An 18,872-nucleotide genomic window follows, 5' to 3' on the forward strand; every position below is an offset into this window, starting at 1 on the left:
TGTCTGATATTATCTATTCTACTGAAAAAGGAAATTTTTTAAATGTTTATAACTCTGCTCTTTATGTAATATTCTTATGATTTTGGAAATTTATTAAATCTTTTAAAGAAATTTACATATATTTCTAATATTTTTACATAAAACATTTAATAGAATAGGCTATAATTTTTATACCTCTTCCTCTGGCAATGCCGTTAAATTGTTCCCATTTGAGTTTTTTACATAATTCCCTGACTTTTTTCCATACAAGTTATTGAAATTAAATTGTACTATCTTGGTAGACAACAACTTAAGAGGTTACTAAAAAAATGAAAATACAGTTAAAAAAATTTACACCACTGCCACTACGGCGCCAGATGATGGTTCTTTTAATGATTATGGCTGTTACCATGGCTGGAATCATGGCATTCAGTATGTTCTCCTATTATAAATTGCAGTACCAGTCTTTGAAGACGAACCAGGACGAAAAAGTAAATCAGGTGCTCCACGAGGTTGAATATAATTACACTTATTTTTCAAAACTCACAACCAGTCTTGCTTATAATGAGCTTGTACAGAGTTACCTCGTTGAAAAAAATCAGGAATCAAAGTTTGATTATGTCCAGCGGGTTTCCAATCTGCTGATCAATACACAGAACCAGGAGCCTTCCATCATTGATATTGCTGTGATTGGAGACAACGGCAATTTCAGCAACGTAGCCGGGGATTCTTCGATTACCAGCCGGCTCTTAAAGGAACTTCCAAGAGACCAGCATGACGTATTTTTCTTCGACAGGCAGAACTACTTTATCCATTCTTTAAATACCGTCTGTATTGTTGCCGGGCGCTTGATTTATCCGCTGGATTTAAGCAATGCCACTCCCTGCGGAGCCGTTTTCATAGCCATAGACCCTTCCAGGTTCCTGGGCGGCTCCTATTCTCTTGACAGTACAGACCAGAAGATGATTTTCCTGGATCAGAGCCAGAATCTTCTGTTAGGGGATGAGGAAATCTACCAGGCATACTTAAACAAACGGTCCGGGGATTCTGTTATTACCTATTCCAATACGGAATATACCTATGAATCCCATGGGATTCCCGATACGGGATATGAGTTAATCTCCATCATTCCAAAAGGCGCACTCTTCCAAAAGTTAATTAAAACCGTAGGCAGCCAGTATTTTATTACTCTGGTTATTTTTATTATAGTCTGTACTTTTTTAATTTACTTTATCTCCCGTTTTTTCAATACGATTGCTGAATTAACAGGGATTATGAACAAGATTACCTCAGGAAACAGGCGGGCGCTGAAAGAACGTATCCATCTTGACGAGAAATCTTACGTCTGTCTGGAAGCCCAGACCATTGGAAATGCCTTTAACCAGATGCTGGATGAAGTGGATACCTTAAACCGTGACATTTTTAATACCTGCACGAAGATGTATGAAACAGAGATCTACGCCAAAAAAACAGAACTTGCTTTTTTAAGAAGCCAGATTAATCCCCACTTTTTGTATAATACCCTGGCTTTAATCTGCGGCATGTCCACAGAAGGAAGGTCTGATGATATTATTAATATTTCTCAGGCTCTGGCGCAAATTCTGCGTTACAGCATTAAAGGAAATGAATTTGTAACTTTTCGGGAAGAACTGGAAATTGTGAAGTCTTATCTGATGATTCAATCCACCCGTTTTGAGGGGCGATTTACCATAGAGTACAGTATTTCCGATGAAATAATGGATGCATGTATCCCGAAAATGATTTTGCAGCCCCTGGTGGAAAACTCCATTGTCCATGGTCTGGAGAAACTGCTGGAACCGGGGCATTTGCAGATAGGAGGAATGCATGATTCTTCCAATGATACACTAATTATCTGGGTTTATGATACCGGTGAGGGCATTTCCGTCCAAAGACTGTCCCAGATCCGTGAAAGTCTGAACCGCCCGAAGACAATGCCCTCTTCTATGGAAGAATCCCTCTTCGTAGATTCCCCCGGCGAGGAATCCGAGAGCCTTGGACTTTTAAATGTAAACAGCCGTATCCGCCTGTATTATGGGGAACCCTACCATTTAATAATCGAATCAAAAGAACATATCGAAACGAATATTCAGATTCGTATTCCATTTCAGCTGCAAAGAAAGGAGTAATCATAATGTACAGAGCAGTCATTATTGATGATGAAAAATGGGTGATTAAAAGTCTGCGGGCACTTCTGCTTAACCAGGAATACTTTGAAATTACCGGTGAAGCGTATAACGGGCTGACAGGACTTCAATTAATTCTGGATCAACGGCCGGACCTTGCATTTGTAGACATTAAAATGCCCGGACTCGGTGGGCTGGAACTGCTCCAGGCAGCAAATCTGGAAAAGGTTGATACCGTTTTTACCATCATAAGCGGACATGCAGAATTTGCCTATGTGCAAAAAGCAATGACGCAGAATGCAATCGGCTATTGCCTCAAGCCATTTTCTCCTACAGAAATCCAGGACAGTATCCTGCGGGCATATGAAAAAGTGGAATTCCTGCATTCAATGGAAAAGAAGAAGAAAGAACAAAAAGAAAAAGACCTCCCGATATTTCCGGTTAAAAACCGAATTGTCAGGTGTATGCTGTCTTATATTCATGAACACTGCAGTGAATGCATCTCGATTCAGCAGATTGCGGAACATTGCAGCGTTAATCCAAATTATGCCAGCCAGTTGTTTAACCAGGAAATGAATAAAACCTTTAGCTGCTATGTGACAGAACTCCGTATAGAACAGGCGGTAAAATTACTCCAGGACACCGATCTCCCCGTTTCCGAGATCGCACTGAAGACAGGTTACCGGGATTACTTTTATTTTGCCAAAGTATTCAAAAAGACTATGGGAATTACACCAACCGCCTACCGCAACAGGGAGGATTGAGTTATGAAAATAAAAATAATGATTTTATTAATAATGTCGGCTCTCTTTTGTTTTCTCTGGGGCTGTAAGAACGGCGGGCCCGGTGAAACCGAAAAAAAACTTCCGGAGTCTCTGCAGAATGCTGATTTGAGCCAGCATCTGGAGATCAGCATTGGATTCTGGAATATCCAGGCAATGGAAAACAGCAAGGAAAAGGATGGGGTGTGGCGTTATCTGGAAGAACTGTTTAATATAACGATAAAACCCGTCAACCTGAACTGGTCCGATTACAACGAGCGCTATCTGGTAATGGGTGTATCTGATTCCCTGCCTGATATCTTTGCCGCAACGACAATAACGGGTACCTCGGAAAATAATGCGCTTTCCCTTTCGGATATGATCTCGCGAAAAATGCTCTCGCCTCTGCCGGAAGATCTCTCAAAATACCCGGAGGTTATGAAAACAGTAGACTCCCTGCAGCATTTTTTAGAGCAGAAGGACGGAAAAATATATACGTTTCCCAGAACTTCCTTTGGCGATATGGATCTGTCATCTTCGGATGCTGGACTGCTCGTGCGCAAAGACTGGATGGAATCGCTGGGGATAACAGAACCTGAAAATCTGGATGCATTTATTGACATGACGGTAGCTTTTGCGGCAGAAGATCCGGACGGGAATCATATCGATGATACTATCGGATACAATGTGGGAAACCGTACGGCACTTGGCAAATGGCTGATTCTTGGTATTGCACCTGAGTGTAATGTATATACCTGGGTAAAAAAAGACGGACAGTTTCTTCCCTCTTATCTTCTGCCGGAATTTGAAGATGTGGTAAAGGCGTATCGAAAGTTGTACGTCAGCGGCGGCCTTGACCCGGAGTTTTATCTTAAGAAGACGGTAGACTCCGTCTATGATTTTGCAAGAGGAAAGCTGGGTGCCCTGGAATATAAGACTTCTCCGGCAGCCCTTTCTGAGATTAAAGCTTATTGGAACCACTACCACGATGAGTCGGAACCATTTGAAGATGCCGTAAGTATCTTAAATATTTTCCCCTGTTCGGATGGGAAACGATACAGCAACAGCAGTTCCCCTTTCTGGTCGGAATCTCTGTTTTCTTCCCATGTTGACGAAGAAAAGATGGAAAGAATTTTATATCTGTACGAATACCTGCTGTCGGAAGAAGGATGGTATCTCACTAGATTTGGCATAGAGGGGGAAGATTATGATTTCAAGGACGGGAAATACTCCTGTCTTCCGGATGCCTCCAGTGAAAATGTATCAGAGCTGCTTCTCAAAAAGTATCCCTCATTAAATTTATTTACAAGTCTTGCCTCTTGGGGCGGGTCCAATGATGATTTTGTATCCAGCGAACAGAATAATAAAAGGTATGGACGAAAGATTATGGAAATGTCCAACGGAGCCCTTCACTGGAATCAGGAAAACACCACGATGGTTGAACGGCCCTATGATTTTTTGCAAATGTCAAAAGAAGAGTCTGATATATTTTCAACTTCAACTATGATAGATGAGTTCACCAAAGTCATTATTGGCAATGAAGACCCTGTAAAGATGTGGAAAGAAGTCATTAACCGCTGGAAGGAAGACGGTATACTGACTTACATAGATAATTTAAATAAACAGGCAGAAATGCTGAATATAAAATAAAGCTTAAAGGAGAGATTAGGATGACTGGAGTAATATTAACATCTGCCCCGGATGACTGGGCTATTATTCAAAAAGAGGGAGATTGTGGAAGCATATCCCTGAAAGGGCATTATTCTATACCGGATGCAGCCCTGAACGCGGGTGTAAAATACGCCATTCCGGTAGTGCGCATCATGCAGGAGGATAATAACTATCCGGTAGTTCCATGGACCCCTGCAGAATTTTCACTGCTGGATGAAGAACGGTTTACCGGCACATTTGAAATTACGCTTACACTGCCAAAAGGTGGATTATACCGGATTGAAACGGGAGTGGATTCAGCCAGTACTGACGGCACCTATACCTGGATGTTCCGTGGGGATGTGAGATTTCATATTGGGGTTGGAAATCTGTTTATAGTAGCCGGACAGTCAAATGCAGCCGGATTCGGACAGGATTGGGGCGGGGATGCCCCTGCTTTGGGTGTTCATGTACTGCGCAACAATAACCGCTGGGCTCTTGCCACCCACCCTTTGAACGAATCTACGGATGCCGGCGATGATAATGAAAACACTGAAATTCGTGTATCAGGCACTTCACCCTGGATATCGTTTGGGCGCCGCTTACAGCAGATCTCCGGTTGTCCCGTAGGTCTGATTGTCTGTGCAAAAGGCGGATCCCCCATTGATCTGTGGGACAAAGACGGCACCGGGTCACTTTACCGGAATATGCTTCGCAAAATAAATATGACAAATCAGCACCCCATTGGAATCCTGTGGTATCAGGGCTGTGCTGATACCACAGATGGAAATTATGAGGTGTACGAAGATAAATATCTGAATTTTATTTCCAATATAAGGCATGATCTCGGGTATGAAATTCCATTTTTCACCTTCCAGCTGAACCGGGAAATCGGATCTCCTTACCAGAAAGGATGGGCAGTAATCCGGGAAGTCCAGCGAAGAGCCGCACATACTATGCAGAAGGTATATGTGCTCCCCACATTAAACTGTTCTTTGTCAGATAACGTGCATAATTCCTCCGTATCCAACACACTTCTGGGTGAAAGGATGGCGAAACTTTGCGGATATGTACTTTGCAATGCCCCTGCCTTTCTGGCGCCGGACATTTACAGTGCAGAATTAATCCAGAGGGATCAGATACTGTTACGGTTCTCCGGTGTTGTCCGGACTTTGTTTCTTTACAGCCAGAACCCTGCCGAATGCGGTTTCTTAATAGAAGACAGCCTGGGGGAAGTTCTCCCTTACTGCATTACTTTGGCACCTGGCATTTTGGACGGGCTGCTGATTACCCTGGACCGGGACCTTCAGGGAGACGCGCAGGTTTCCTTCTGCCATGAATCTGTCCCCAGTTTTGTTCCGCCTGTAGATGCCGTTACGTATCTTCCCTTGCTTTCATTTTATCAATTTCCTGTGGATGCTCGTCAGTTAGGAGGTTCATTATGTCATCAAATTTAAATTGGAAACCTTATGAACGCCAGGCTCCGGAATGGTTCCGGGACGCAAAATTTGGACTTTTTTTTCATTGGGGTCCGTACTGTGTACCGGCTTATGAAAATGAATGGTATTCCCGGAATATGTACGGCAAAGGCCTTGCCCAGAATATCCACCATGAAAAAACCTATGGTTCCCTCCATGACTTTGGGTACAAGGATTTTTACCCTATGTTCACCGGAGAAAAATTTGACCCGGAAGAATGGGCTGACCTGGTTGTGGCATCCGGAGCAAAGTACGCTGGACCTGTCACGGAACATGCCGACAATTTTTCCATGTGGGACAGTAAGGTAAATCCGGTTAACTCAGTCAATTATGGACCGAAAAGAGATATTACCGGTGAGTGTATTCAAGCATTTCGGAAAAGAGGCATCAAAATACTGAGCACATTTCATCATCAGTGGCTCTGGGGCTGGTTCATGTCCTCCGATACAGATGCCGATGTCTATGACCCTGCCAATGCGCAGTATTACTGGGATGCTTTACCTCTGGAGACGAACCGGTACCACCCATATCGGCTGCCGGACGATAAATTTAACCAAATGTGGCTGGATAAGGTAAATGAGGTAGTAGATCAATATCAGCCTGACCTGATCTATTTTGACAGCCGCTCTTTTATTATTGACGAAACGTACCGTTATAAAATGGTCAGTCATTATTATGAAACCTGCAGTGGCAAAGACATTGCCATTTCTTATAAACAAAAGGATTTTTCGGCTGGCATTGGAATCTATGATATTGAATGCGGACGTTTTTCCCATGCGAAAGACTTTCCCTGGCAGACCGATGACCGGCTGGAAGACAACATCACCTGGTGTATTGTTCAAAACCCAAAGTATAAATCTGCCTGCAGCATCATTCACCAGCTTTGCGATGTAACCGCAAAGAATGGAAATTTACTGTTAAATGTAGGACCAGATGCAGACGGTTCCTTTCATCCTGATGCCGTTGCCGTTCTGCATGAGATCGGCTCCTGGCTGAAAATAAACGGGGAGGCTATTTACAATACCCGCCCCTTTTCGGCAGCTGCAGAAGGGCCTACTGTTGTATCGGATGATAATTATAATATTGAAAAAATCAACAGCCAGGTGGAAGAAGGGCTGGCTTCGGATATTAAGAACCATACCTTTACCTGGGAAGATTTTCGTTTTACGCAGAATCAAACCGCCGTTTATGCAATCACCTTTGGATGGCCACCAGACCGGAAGCTCTGTATTAAGACACTGAAAAAATGCAGTTCCTCCAAAACGGTTGCTCAAGTTCAACTGTTGGGAACAAACTGCTGCCTGGACTTTTATCAGTCAGCGGACTGCCTGGAAGTCACCCTTCCGGAACAACCGCCATGTGATCATGCTTACTCTCTAAAGATTATGTTTTAATGCTTGCTGCGGTTCATTAGAGCTTACCGGCTGCCCTGTAAACTTTAACTCAGATTTCCTTATTTATTCTCCAGGATTGTACTTCATTTTAAAATGTCATATAATAAACCTATCAAACCAGTAGTCGAGTTCAAGCTTTATGGACTACCAGAGCGTGTTTGGAAATTCATTACTGCTATCTGCACGCCCCACTTTGCAGGAGATTTGCCCAGCTGTGAGAAAGAATTTTCAAACACGCTCTAATGAAATATAAACAGAACAGGAGTGAGCATCATGTTATATGACCAGTACAAGAAACGAGAAACGTTTAAAGATTCCTTTGATACCCCGCTATTCGGGACTTTAGAGGCAGATTCACCCATACCGAAAAATGTCATCGGTGAGCATCCTCTGGAACCTGCCCTTGCTTATCAGCTGATTAAAGATGAACTGATGAATGAGGGAAATGCAAGATTGAATCTGGCTACGTTCTGCCAGACTTATATGGAAGAGGAAGCAGTGAAACTTATGTCAGAAACCCTGGAGAAAAACGCCATTGACAAGACAGAGTATCCGCAGACTGCAGAAATCGAACACCGCTGCATAAATATGATCTCCCATCTGTGGAACTCTCCTGATGAAGCAGATACCATCGGTACCTCCACGGTAGGCTCCTCTGAGGCATGTATGCTGGCAGGTATGGCAATGAAATTCCGCTGGCGTAAAAGAGCTGCAGAATTTGGACTTGATCTATCGAAAAAACCGAACCTTGTTATTTCCTCGGGTTATCAGGTGTGCTGGGAGAAGTTCTGTGTCTATTGGGATATTGAACTGCGGGAAGTGCCAATGAATGCGGACTGTATGTGCATAGACCCGAATACGGTACTTCAATATGTGGATGAATACACCATTGGCATCGTCGGTATTCTTGGAATCACTTATACAGGCAAGTTTGATGATATGCTGGCGATTGATCGCATACTGGAAACCTACAATGCATCTACCAGACATAAGGTTTATATTCATGTGGACGCAGCCTCCGGCGGACTTTTTGTTCCTTTTGTGAATCCGGATCTGCCATGGGATTTCCGTTTAAAAAATGTTATATCCATCAACTGTTCCGGTCATAAATACGGACTGGTATATCCCGGCATTGGGTGGGTTCTATGGAAACGCAAAGAATATCTTCCGGAGGAGTTAATTTTTGAAGTGGATTATCTGGGGGGCAAAATGCCCACAATAGCCCTGAACTTTTCCAGATCCGCAAGTCAGATTATTGGTCAGTACTATAATTTTATCCGTCTTGGAAAAGAAGGATATCAGCGAATCCAGCAAAAGACCCAGGACGTGGCTCATTACCTGGCTGAACAATTAGAAGAAACCGGCATTTTCCATATCTACCACGATGGTAGTGACCTTCCGGTTGTGTGCTATACGCTGAAAGAGGATGAAAAGCGGGAATGGACGCTCTATGACTTATCGGACCGTCTGCTCATGCGGGGATGGCAGGTTCCTACCTATCCATTGCCAAAGAACCTGGAAAACATTGTGATTCAAAGGATTGTGTGCCGTGCTGATTTAAATTATGACATGGCTGAATTGTTGATCCGTGATGTGAAAGAGGGCATACAGGAACTAAACCAGGCCGCTGTACTGGTTCATGGAAAAAAAGCAGAGCCGAAGGTCTATGGATTTACTCATTAATATCCTTAAGTAGAAGAACAGGGCAGCTGTTGTAATGATAAAGGACAGTTGTCCTGTTCTATATGTTTACTTTACTGTACAATATTTTTACTGCTAAAATCCTTACGGCAGCTGCCTTCCTGCTGCCATATACAACTCATACCACTCTTCCCTTGTAAGCGTAATATCCGATGCTTTGCAGATATCCGCCACCCTCTGTTTATTCGTACTTCCCACGATTGCCTGTATTCTGGCCGGATGCCGCAGTATCCATGCAATTGCAATGGCATTATTTGAAACCTGATATTTTTCAGCCAGTCGGTCAATTGTCTTATTTAGCAGCGGGAATTTTTCATTATTTAAGAAGACACCTTCAAACATTCCATATTGGAACGGTGACCACGCCTGAATGGTGATATCTTTTAATCTGCAATATTCTAATACCCCTCCGTCACGGTTTGTTCCAGCGTCATTATGAATATTTACATTAATACCGGCATCTATGATTCCACAATGAGCAATACTAAACTGCAGCTGGTTAATTAGAATTTTATTATCACAATATTTATTCAATAATTCCATTTGATATGGATTTTCATTGCTTACCCCGAAATAACGGACCTTTCCGGATTTCTCCAGTTCCTGGAATGCACCGGCTACTTCCTCCGGTTCCATTAAGGTATCCGGGCGATGAAGCAGCAGGATATCCAGGTAATCCGTTTTTAATCGTTTCAGGCTGCCTTCTACCGAGTTGATTATATGTTCTTTAGAAAAATCAAAACAGCATCCCGGCCGTATCGCACACTTTGACTGAATCAGCATTCTGTTCCGAAGCCCCGCGTCTGTCACATCACCAAAAATCTCCTCGGCACTTCCTCCTGCGTAGATATCCGCATGACCAAAAAAATTAATTCCCTGATCCATAGCAGTATCAATCAATGACCTTACTGCTTCCTTTGTCTTTAATTCTGTGATTCTCATACATCCAAGTCCTATTTCCGGCACCTGGATTTTTCCATTTCCAATGTTGATATTTTTCATGTTCATTTCCTTTCTACTTTATTATTTTAACTTTATTATAGCTGATTTATAAGTTCTGTAGAAAGTTACCAGAATCAGGGAACAATTGTGGACATTTGCAAACCTTACATGCAACCGCCTCAGCTTCCTGATATAGATGATATCATCACTAGATAAAATAAACTAATTATTATAATTACCATTATTTATCTTGAAATTTCTAATACTATATGCTATATTAAACACATAAAGAGCAACCGCCCACAAGGTGGGTTGACCTTATTTAGAGTAAGAAAAACCACCCGTTCGCTTGGTCAAAAGTTTCAGGGTGGTTTTTCTATGTTCATTAATGACAGATCATATAAATGAACGTCAGTAATCCTATAATAAACATTCCAAATGCCATTAAATCCTTGAAATCGAAATGTTTCATAGACATCACCTCCATTCTATGTAAAATGAAGGTCAGCATCACCCCGTAACACGATTGCTCTTACCGAGAAGTATAGCATACAGGACACTAATTGACAATATTTTTATCATTAAAATTTACTATGTTTTTTATTTTTTAAATATGCATCTTATTATATATAATTAGATCTAATTTCTTAAAAATTCTTCCGATATTCACTTGGCGTCATATGCGTAAACCGTTCAAAACATCTGCTGTATGTCAGCGTATTCTTAAATCCCACAGACTTTGCTATTGCATTTATGGACAATTTTGAGTAAGTCAGTAGTTCTTTTGATTTATTAACCCGGTATTCGTTTACGTACTGGTGTATTGTCATTCCCATATGATCTTTAAACAGCTTGCAAAAATAATATTTTGAAAAGCTTACTTCGTTGCAGATCGTATCCACATCCAGATCATTTTTATAATTACCGGCTATATATTTCAGGGAAAGATTTACTACTGTCTCCTGTACGGGTGTTATCTTTTTGGTTTCTAAAATACTGTTGGATATTTTATACAATTCAAAAAAAATATTATGTATAATCAGGCTTGCCTGCATATCATCCAGAACTTCTTTCTTAAAGGTTATCTGGCTCATTTCTAAAAACAGGTCCAGAATGCTGCTCAGTCTGTCGGTTGGGATTATACTGGACTTATTTCTCACCAGATTGTAATATAGTTTTGCATGTGTACCCCGGATTATAATATAGAAATATTCCCAGTTTTTACTTGTACGGGTGAATGTAAGCGGCGTATTGCAGGAAGAAATTACGACATTATCCTGGTAGATATACTGGGTGCTTTGGTTTTTTGTGAACCGGACAACTCCCGAAACGGAATATAATAAAATATAATCATAATAGTTATTTGCATTTCCCAGAATAAATTTTTTTTCATTGCAGAATCCACATTCTTTTACATAGAATGGCAGGCTCTCTGTCTGGTGGGAAATTAGATTTGTTCTTTTTGTGTAATGATCCGGTAAATTTCTTTTAGGTAATATCACAATGAAGACCCTCCAATTAAAAACTGTATTGTTAACTTTTTTCGTCATGCGTTAACATTCATTTAAAAATTATATAATAAATCCTTTATTTTTTCAAAAATAATAGTAAGATAGTCCAAAATAACAATTTTTGATAGCAGAAAAACAATTTTTGATATTGAAAAACAAAAAAATCGGGGTAGTATATGCTTATCACAACGATCACAACACACAGTACCACAAAAAATTAATAAGGGAAAGGGGAATAATGATGAATGATTTTATCTTAGAGTTGAAAGACGTTGTAAAAACCTTCGGCGGAGTAACAGCATTGAATGGTGTTCACTTTCAACTTAAGAGAGGTGAAATACATGCTCTTATGGGTGAAAATGGAGCCGGTAAATCTACGTTTATTAAAGTCATAACCGGGGTTCATCAACCGGACAGCGGTATTATGCTTCTGGAGGGTGAAAAGATCACCCTGCGCTCCACTGCTGATTCCGCCAAGCTGGGAATTGCAGCTATCTACCAGCATGTAACTGCATTTCCTGATTTATCGGTGACTGAAAATATTTTTATGGGTCAGGAGCTCAAAAATAAAGTTGGTTTGTATAACTGGAAGCTAATGACCCAAAGAGCGAAAGAACTGATTCTGCCGCTCAGCGGAGAAATTGATGTCAGCAAACCTATGGGAGCTCTCAGTGTAGCCCAGCAGCAACTGGTAGAAATAGCAAAGGCGCTGTCCAGAGATGCACGCATTCTGATTATGGATGAGCCTACGGCATCTTTAACCAGAACAGAATGCGAACAACTGTACCAGATTGCGGAACGTTTAAGAGATGAAGGCGTATCCATTATATTTATTACACATAAATTTGAAGACATGTATCGGTTGGCAAGCCGGGTTACGGTATTCCGGGATTCCAGGTACATAGGCAGCTGGGATGTGGAGAAAATCTCCAATCAGAAGCTGATAGCAGAAATGGTAGGGCGTGAACTAAGTCAGATGTACCCCACCAAAAACTCCAAAATCGAAGATGTTGTGCTGGAAGTAGAAAACCTGTCAAAAGAAGGTTACTTTAAAAATGTTTCCTTTCAGGTGCGAAAAGGGGAAATACTGGCAATTACAGGACTTGTTGGCGCTGGAAGGACAGAAGTATGTCAGAACATCTTTGGTATTATGAAACCAGATTCCGGTTCGATTAAACTGGAAGGAAAAGAAGTTAAAATCCGCACCCCCATTGATGCGTTGCAGTATGGAATTGGACTGCTTCCGGAGGACCGGCAGATACAGGGGCTTGTGAATGAACTTCCTATTTACCAAAATGTTTCCTCCGCCGTAATGAAAAAGTTTACAAAAGGCATTCTTTTACAGGAAGAGGATGAAATGAAAAATGCCATTTCTTTATGCCAGAAGATTCAGTTAAAAGCAAAAGATATCAGCGCGCCACCCTCCTCTTTATCCGGCGGTAATCAGCAAAAAGTAGTATTTGCAAAGTTACTGAGCTGTGATTTAAAGGTTCTGATCTTAGATGAGCCCACAAAGGGCATTGACGTGGGCGCTAAATATTCTATATATGAAATTATGAATGAGCTTGCAGCAAATGGATATGCCATTATCATGGTTTCTTCCGAAATGCCGGAAGTACTTGGAATGGCAGACCGTATTGTAGTTATGAAGTCCGGACGTGTCACCGGTCAGTTTGAGTCTGGCGGAACTACTCAGGAAATGATTCTGGAAGCTTCTTTAAAAAACAAAGACGGAAAGGAGGAGTAAGAGATGAAGTCGGATAAAAATACATTTATGGAAAAAATTACAGGCAACAGAAACTTTGGACTTTTGGTTGGATTTGCTGTACTGCTGGCCGCAGCTGCTTTTATCACACCTTCCATGTACTCCTTAACTTCAATACTGAACATGCTGCGAAACAATGCCGTATATGCACTTCTTGCAGTAGGGATGATGATGGTTATCATCACAGGAGGGATTGACTTATCTGTAGCATCTACATTAAGTTTAGCCGGAGTTATCTGCTCCTCTCTGATGAACAGCTATCAGAATATCCCGGGAATCGTCTGGGTTATTCTGGGTATTGCAGTCGGTATTTTATGTGGTGCTTTTAATGGATTTATCGTAGGTTATTTAAAAATGGTCCCCATGATTGCAACGCTAGGTACCATGTATATTTTCCGCGGACTGGCATTTCTCTGCAGCGGTGGCAACTGGTGGTTTCCTCACCAGTTTACAGATAATTATGTTACCTTTTCTTCCGGTCAGTTCCTTGGTATCTATAATATTTTATGGTTTGTAATCGTAATCTTTGTACTTGCCGGTATTTTTCTTGGCTATACCTCTTACGGCAGACGTATTTATGCCATTGGTACAAACCGGGAATCAGCTAAAGTTGCCGGTATCAAAGAAGCCAGGGTTACCTTTATGGCATTTACAATCTGTGGTGCACTTGCCGGACTGTCCGGAATGCTTTACACCGCAAATTACTCAATCTGCTATTATGGCATGGGTGAGGGTTATGAAATGCAGGCCATTGCCATTTGTATTCTGGGCGGTGTCAGCATCACCGGCGGAAGAGGTAAGATAGACGGTGTAATTATAGGATTTTTGATGATGAGCGTAATAACCTATTTCATCAGTTTACTCCCGGGACTTAGTGTGTGGCAAGATGCCATCCAGGGTGCAATCATAATTATTGCTGTAGCAATTAATTTATTTACACTGCGCTCCTCTGAAAAAAGAGTTTTAAAGGAAAGGGGTGCTTTGATATAATGAGCGGCGAACTTAAGACACCTGCCAGAGATCTGGCGGTGAAAGAAAAATTTAAATTATCCCGGTTTTTGGTTAAGTGGGAAATGATACTTGTCTATATTTTACTAGCAATTAATCTGGTGCTAATGGCTACCAGACCCGGACTTTACTTTTCCGCCGGTACCATTCAGTCCATTATTCAATCCGGTATGGATCTGTCCCCGCTTGTATTGGGTATGATCTTCGTACTTATGCTTGGAGACATTGATGTATCCGTTGCAGCAATCATGATTGTTGCTTCTATGGTTACCGGTTTAAGCATGGATGCCGGTATCCCAATGATCTTAAGTGTATTATTTGGAATTGCTGCCGGAGGTGTATGTGGTGCATTTAACGGATTTTTGATTGCTTACATAAAAATGCCTGCAGTTATTGTTACCATTTCTACCTCCATGCTCTTTCGCGGAATTGTAAAAATTATTCTGGATGTAAACGTTTTAAAGCATTTCCCAAAATTTTATACGGATATCGCATGGCTGAATATTGCTGGCATACCGGTTGCTCTATTACTGTTTTTACTGATGGCTGCAATTTTTGTACTGTTTCTTCACCGTTCATCCTTTGGGCGAAAGTTATACATTATCGGCAATAATGCTACGGTAGCCACCTATTCCGGTATTAGTGTAGAGCATACCAAAATGGTTATTTTTGTTTTAATGGGAGTTATGGCAGGAATTGCTTCCATATTTTTTGTGGGTCGTATGGGCGGCGGTGTAAGTTCCACCATGGGCACCGGTTATGAGTTAGATGCTATTGCAATTTGTGTACTTGGCGGTGTCTCAACGAACGGAGGAAAAGGCAAAGTATATGGACCTGTGATTGGTACGCTTATTATGGCTTTTCTCATTTATACACTGGGATTAATGGGTGTGGATGCCAACTCCCGCAAAATATTAACCGGTTTTATATTAATTATTGCCGTACTGATCCCTAACGTTAACAAACAGCTGATCGAAAACATCAAGCTGATGATACTTTATTCAAATAACAAAAATATTGAAGCAGTAAACTTAAAAGCGCTGGAAGAAGTGAAGACCATGAAAACATTAATTGCGCAGATTAAGAAGGACGAAAAATTAAGTGAACCGGAAAAAGCGGCAAAAATAAAAAAATATGAAGAAAAGATTGTAACTGTCCAGACAAAATGTAAAGAAACATCGGCATCCCTGAAATCAGAACTAAAAGAAGAAACAAAAAAGGCGAAGCAGCGCTTTTCCTGATGCAGAGAAAAAACTCTTGTGTTATAAACAATAGCAAGACCATCTGTCCTGATATTGCTTATATATAGTCAATAACCCAACACGAGGGGGCAGAAGCTGACCCTCGCGGCAGTGCAGCCGCCAAATGAAACCATAAGCGCGGCCGTTTAGCTAACTGCCCGGGAAAATAAAATGAAAATGGAGGATAACAACATGAAAAAGGTAAGAAGATTTTTAGCACTTGGACTTTGCGTATCAATGGTATTAGGATCATTAGCAGGATGTAGTTCAACAAAACCAACAGCAAGCGGGTCTGAGGCAGGCGGAACAGCAGAAACACAGGCAGCAAAAGCAGATGGCAATACTTCCGGAGGCTCCTCCGATTCTCTGGAAGGTTCACATGTATTCATGTTCAAAAGCACCGGAAACTCTTTTGGTGATCTGATGTTCGAAGGATTTGATGAGTATATGAAGGGTGAGGGGCAGAATGCTGTTTATAAAAGCCCCGCCGAAACAACGGTAGCCGCACAGGTTCAGCTGCTGGATGAATTAATTACACAAAAAGTTGCTTCTATTACCATCTCCACAAATGGCGATACCGGATATGACGAAGTATTTAAAAAGGCAAAAGAAGCAGGAATTCCAATTACCTCCATTGATTCCGAAGCAAATCCGGAATACCGCGTTACCCATATTAACCAGGCTGAAGTTCAGGATATTGGATCTAACCTGGTACAGGCGGGCGTATTAATTACGCTGGGAGTTGACTATCCGGAAGACGGTGACATGAAGGCTGCAGTTACAAAAGCGCTTAGTGACTACTCCCAGGATGAAATAAAACTTGGTGTACTTTCCGCATCCATTGACACTCCGGTACAGAACAGCTGGATTGCCGCCATGGAAAAAGAATTGGCTGATCCGGTATATGCCGGAAAAGTAAGTCCGGACTTAGACAAAAAATACGGAAATGATGACCTGACTGAATCCACAACCCAGGCACAGGCATTTATTGCAGAAAATAAAGTAGACTGCATTATCTCCCCAACAACCGTAGGTATCGCAGCAGCGGGACAATCTTTAAAATCTGCAAACAGTAAAATTAAACTAACCGGTCTTGGACTTCCATCCGAAATGCAGTCTTTCATGCCTGCCAAGGCTGATGAAGATGCTTTCGCATATGTCTGCCCTTATATGATGCTCTGGGATGTAATTCATCTGGGCGCCGTAGCCGCAGCTTCTACATTGGCTTCCCTGGACAAATCTTTTGACGGAAAAGCCGGCTCTTCATTTACCATGAAGGCATTCCGCGACTATCCGGAAGAGAAATACGAAGCTTACCAAAGCGGTGACGGTACAGCCGTACTTGCCGGACAGCCTTATATCTTCTACAAAGAAAATATGGTTGAGTGGATTTCTAAATTATAATACAGCTTACAGCGCCGGAGTTTGGGTTATAGACAAGGATTGGCTGTAAATCTTTATAGGATTATTCAATTACCCAAAATTATAGCCATGCGCCCCAGTATTTGCAGACGCATGGCTATTTAATTGACTTATTTGATTGACTTATTTAATTGACTTATTTGATTGACTTTTCCATTTGCATCGCCATCTTTTAATCTAAATGAAACACCGTCTTTAAATCAACAGATACCGGACTGTTATCCGGATTTGTCTCCATAATATCCGCCATAAAATCCCACCATTTGCGGTTGATTGCAGTATCTGCCCCTTTTGCCCAGAGTTCTTCATCCTCAATTTCAATATATCCGAATAAAGTCAGGGTCTCCTTGTCCAGGAAGATTGTATAGTTTTTGCCGCCGTACTGATGAATCATATCTATCATCTCAGGCCAAAGCTGATTGTGGCGGATTTCGTATTCTTCTTCCTTTCCTTCATACAACTTCATTTTAAATCCTTTTACCATTTGTGTTACCTCCTGTTTTTAATTTATTGTATCATACAAATATCAGATTGAAACTATAATATTTAAAAGTCCTCCACCTGTATGGGGTACAGGCAGAAGACTTTTTTATAAGGAAAATATGATATGAAAAAGTTTATTATTGGCAGTTGTTACGTAATTTTAGTATACGGATTTCCAGTCATTGATGTTTGATGGATCAAATTTGAAAGGAGGTCCAACGATGATTTCTGTTCCGCCATCATCTGCTGCTGTGATTTCGTATTCGCCCATGTCGCCAGCTGTAAATTTCTCACCAGCTGCGCCTGTGATTTCACCGGATACTAATGCCATTGATGTATAAGCAGATAAACGTCCTACATCAATTGGATTCCATAAGTACATGTAAGGGCAGGAATGTGTATCGTCATCACCGATATAATCAGCCATTTCAGAAGGAAGTCCAAGTCCTGTTAATTTAACTTTGCCTGCTACGCCCTGATCCTGAATAACTTTAGCTGCTGCCATGATACCTACAGTTGTAGGAGCGCAGATAACTTTAAGGTCTGGGTAGTTCTGTAATAAAGCCTGTGTCTGGTCAACAGATTTCTGGTATTCATCATCGCCATATGCAACTTCTACTAATTCAAGTTTGGAGTATTTTTCATCTTCCATAACTTTTTTCATAGACTCAATCCAAGCGTTCTGGTTTGTAGCCTGGCTTGTTGCGGAAAGAATTGCCCACTGTCCTTCTCCACCGGAGATATCAAGTACTGCATCCATTAATGTCTGTCCGATCTGGTCAACACCAGCCTGGTTAACAAATGTTTTACGGCTGTCCGGATTTACGTTAGCATCTAAGGAAGATACCTGGATGCCTTTGTCCATAGCTGCTTTTAATGCTGGCTGAAGAGCATCAAAATCATTTCCTGCTATTGCAATAGACTGAACACCCTGAGCAACTAATTCGTTGATCATTGTGATCTGAGCTTCTGCTGTAGCACTTTCCGGATGTTTTACTACGCATTTTCCACCTACTGCATCAATTACTTCCTGGAATCCGGTAGCTTCTTTTTCATTGTAAGGATTTCCTGCTGCTTTTGTAACAATTGCATAAGTATTTCCACTTACATCAGCATTTCCTTCTGTTTTGGCAGCTTCTGTTTCTCCACCTGCAGCTTCTGTTGTTGCTGCTTCAGATTTTGCTGCTTCTGTGTCGCCGCCTGCTTCTGTTGCTGCTTCTGTTTTCGCTGCCTCTGTTTTAGCTGCTTCTGTTGTCTTTGTTTCACTGCTTCCGCAGCCTGCCATCATTGTAGCAACCATGGACATACATAATAATGCACTAATTACTTTTTTCTTCATTCTTTATTTCCTCCCTTGGAATAAATAGTTTTATACATAACACCCTTTGGTGTA

At 41.4% G+C, this 18,872-nt stretch carries 15 protein-coding genes; 10 read left to right on the forward strand and 5 right to left on the reverse strand.

What is annotated here, in order from left to right; all coding sequences use genetic code 11:
• Positions 1 to 308 precede the first annotated feature (308 nt).
• From QR40_RS27770 to QR40_RS27790, 5 genes are read left to right on the forward strand one after another with little or no spacing between them, the layout of a single operon-like run.
• The gene (locus tag QR40_RS27770; protein ID WP_044297716.1) at positions 309 to 2,126 is read left to right on the forward strand and encodes a sensor histidine kinase; all 1,818 of its coding nucleotides are present in this window, start codon (positions 309 to 311) and stop codon (positions 2,124 to 2,126) included.
• Positions 2,127 to 2,131: 5 nt separating this feature from the next.
• Positions 2,132 to 2,887, forward strand: a complete 756-nt coding sequence (locus tag QR40_RS27775; protein ID WP_044297717.1) for a response regulator transcription factor — start codon at positions 2,132 to 2,134, stop codon at positions 2,885 to 2,887.
• Positions 2,888 to 2,890: 3 nt separating this feature from the next.
• Positions 2,891 to 4,534, forward strand: coding sequence for a type 2 periplasmic-binding domain-containing protein (locus QR40_RS27780; protein ID WP_044297718.1), 1,644 nt, complete (start codon positions 2,891 to 2,893; stop codon positions 4,532 to 4,534).
• 20 nt (positions 4,535 to 4,554) lie between these two features.
• The gene (locus QR40_RS27785; RefSeq protein ID WP_044297719.1) at positions 4,555 to 5,991 is read left to right on the forward strand and encodes a sialate O-acetylesterase; all 1,437 of its coding nucleotides are present in this window, start codon (positions 4,555 to 4,557) and stop codon (positions 5,989 to 5,991) included.
• Positions 5,976 to 7,406: an alpha-L-fucosidase gene (locus QR40_RS27790; RefSeq protein ID WP_044297720.1), complete on the forward strand. Its 1,431-nt coding sequence runs from the start codon at positions 5,976 to 5,978 to the stop codon at positions 7,404 to 7,406. Before QR40_RS27785 ends, QR40_RS27790 begins: the two co-directional genes overlap by 16 nt.
• 137 nt (positions 7,407 to 7,543) lie before the next feature.
• Here QR40_RS27790 and QR40_RS33905 read toward each other — a convergent pair whose 3' ends face one another.
• Positions 7,544 to 7,642 (reverse strand): DUF6783 domain-containing protein, encoded by a 99-nt coding sequence (locus QR40_RS33905; RefSeq protein ID WP_377143151.1) that lies wholly within the window; start codon positions 7,640 to 7,642, stop codon positions 7,544 to 7,546.
• Positions 7,643 to 7,679: 37 nt separating this feature from the next.
• On the opposite strand from QR40_RS33905, the gene QR40_RS27795 reads away from it, so the two are divergent.
• Positions 7,680 to 9,089 carry a glutamate decarboxylase gene (locus tag QR40_RS27795; protein ID WP_044297721.1) on the forward strand — a complete coding sequence of 470 codons (1,410 nt, stop codon included), beginning with the start codon at positions 7,680 to 7,682 and terminating at the stop codon, positions 9,087 to 9,089.
• A gap of 102 nt (positions 9,090 to 9,191) precedes the next feature.
• Here QR40_RS27795 and QR40_RS27800 read toward each other — a convergent pair whose 3' ends face one another.
• Positions 9,192 to 10,109 (reverse strand): aldo/keto reductase, encoded by a 918-nt coding sequence (locus tag QR40_RS27800; RefSeq protein WP_044297722.1) that lies wholly within the window; start codon positions 10,107 to 10,109, stop codon positions 9,192 to 9,194.
• Positions 10,110 to 10,696: 587 nt separating this feature from the next.
• Positions 10,697 to 11,551, reverse strand: a complete 855-nt coding sequence (locus tag QR40_RS27805; protein ID WP_027295436.1) for a helix-turn-helix domain-containing protein — start codon at positions 11,549 to 11,551, stop codon at positions 10,697 to 10,699.
• Positions 11,552 to 11,801: 250 nt separating this feature from the next.
• On the opposite strand from QR40_RS27805, the gene QR40_RS27810 reads away from it, so the two are divergent.
• The 4 genes from QR40_RS27810 (at position 11,802) to QR40_RS27825 (ending at position 16,978) form a co-directional block, all read left to right on the forward strand.
• Positions 11,802 to 13,307, forward strand: a complete 1,506-nt coding sequence (locus QR40_RS27810) for a sugar ABC transporter ATP-binding protein (protein ID WP_027295435.1) — start codon at positions 11,802 to 11,804, stop codon at positions 13,305 to 13,307.
• 3 nt (positions 13,308 to 13,310) lie between these two features.
• On the forward strand, positions 13,311 to 14,315 hold the full coding sequence (locus tag QR40_RS27815) for an ABC transporter permease (RefSeq protein WP_044297723.1): 1,005 nt from the start codon (positions 13,311 to 13,313) through the stop codon (positions 14,313 to 14,315).
• Entirely contained in the window at positions 14,315 to 15,574 is a 1,260-nt protein-coding gene (locus QR40_RS27820; protein WP_044297724.1) for an ABC transporter permease subunit, read from the forward strand. Before QR40_RS27815 ends, QR40_RS27820 begins: the two co-directional genes overlap by 1 nt.
• A 192-nt stretch (positions 15,575 to 15,766) precedes the next feature.
• On the forward strand, positions 15,767 to 16,978 hold the full coding sequence (locus QR40_RS27825) for a substrate-binding domain-containing protein (RefSeq protein ID WP_027295432.1): 1,212 nt from the start codon (positions 15,767 to 15,769) through the stop codon (positions 16,976 to 16,978).
• A gap of 190 nt (positions 16,979 to 17,168) precedes the next feature.
• Here the strand turns inward: QR40_RS27825 and rhaM are convergent, their stop codons facing one another.
• On the reverse strand, positions 17,169 to 17,480 hold the full coding sequence (gene rhaM / locus QR40_RS27830; protein WP_027295431.1) for an L-rhamnose mutarotase: 312 nt from the start codon (positions 17,478 to 17,480) through the stop codon (positions 17,169 to 17,171).
• A 159-nt stretch (positions 17,481 to 17,639) separates the two neighbouring features.
• Positions 17,640 to 18,818, reverse strand: a complete 1,179-nt coding sequence (locus tag QR40_RS27835; protein ID WP_027295430.1) for a rhamnose ABC transporter substrate-binding protein — start codon at positions 18,816 to 18,818, stop codon at positions 17,640 to 17,642.
• Positions 18,819 to 18,872 lie beyond the last annotated feature (54 nt).

The organism is Robinsoniella peoriensis (genome assembly GCF_000797495.1).
GTDB classification, from domain to species: Bacteria; Bacillota; Clostridia; order Lachnospirales; family Lachnospiraceae; genus Robinsoniella; species Robinsoniella peoriensis.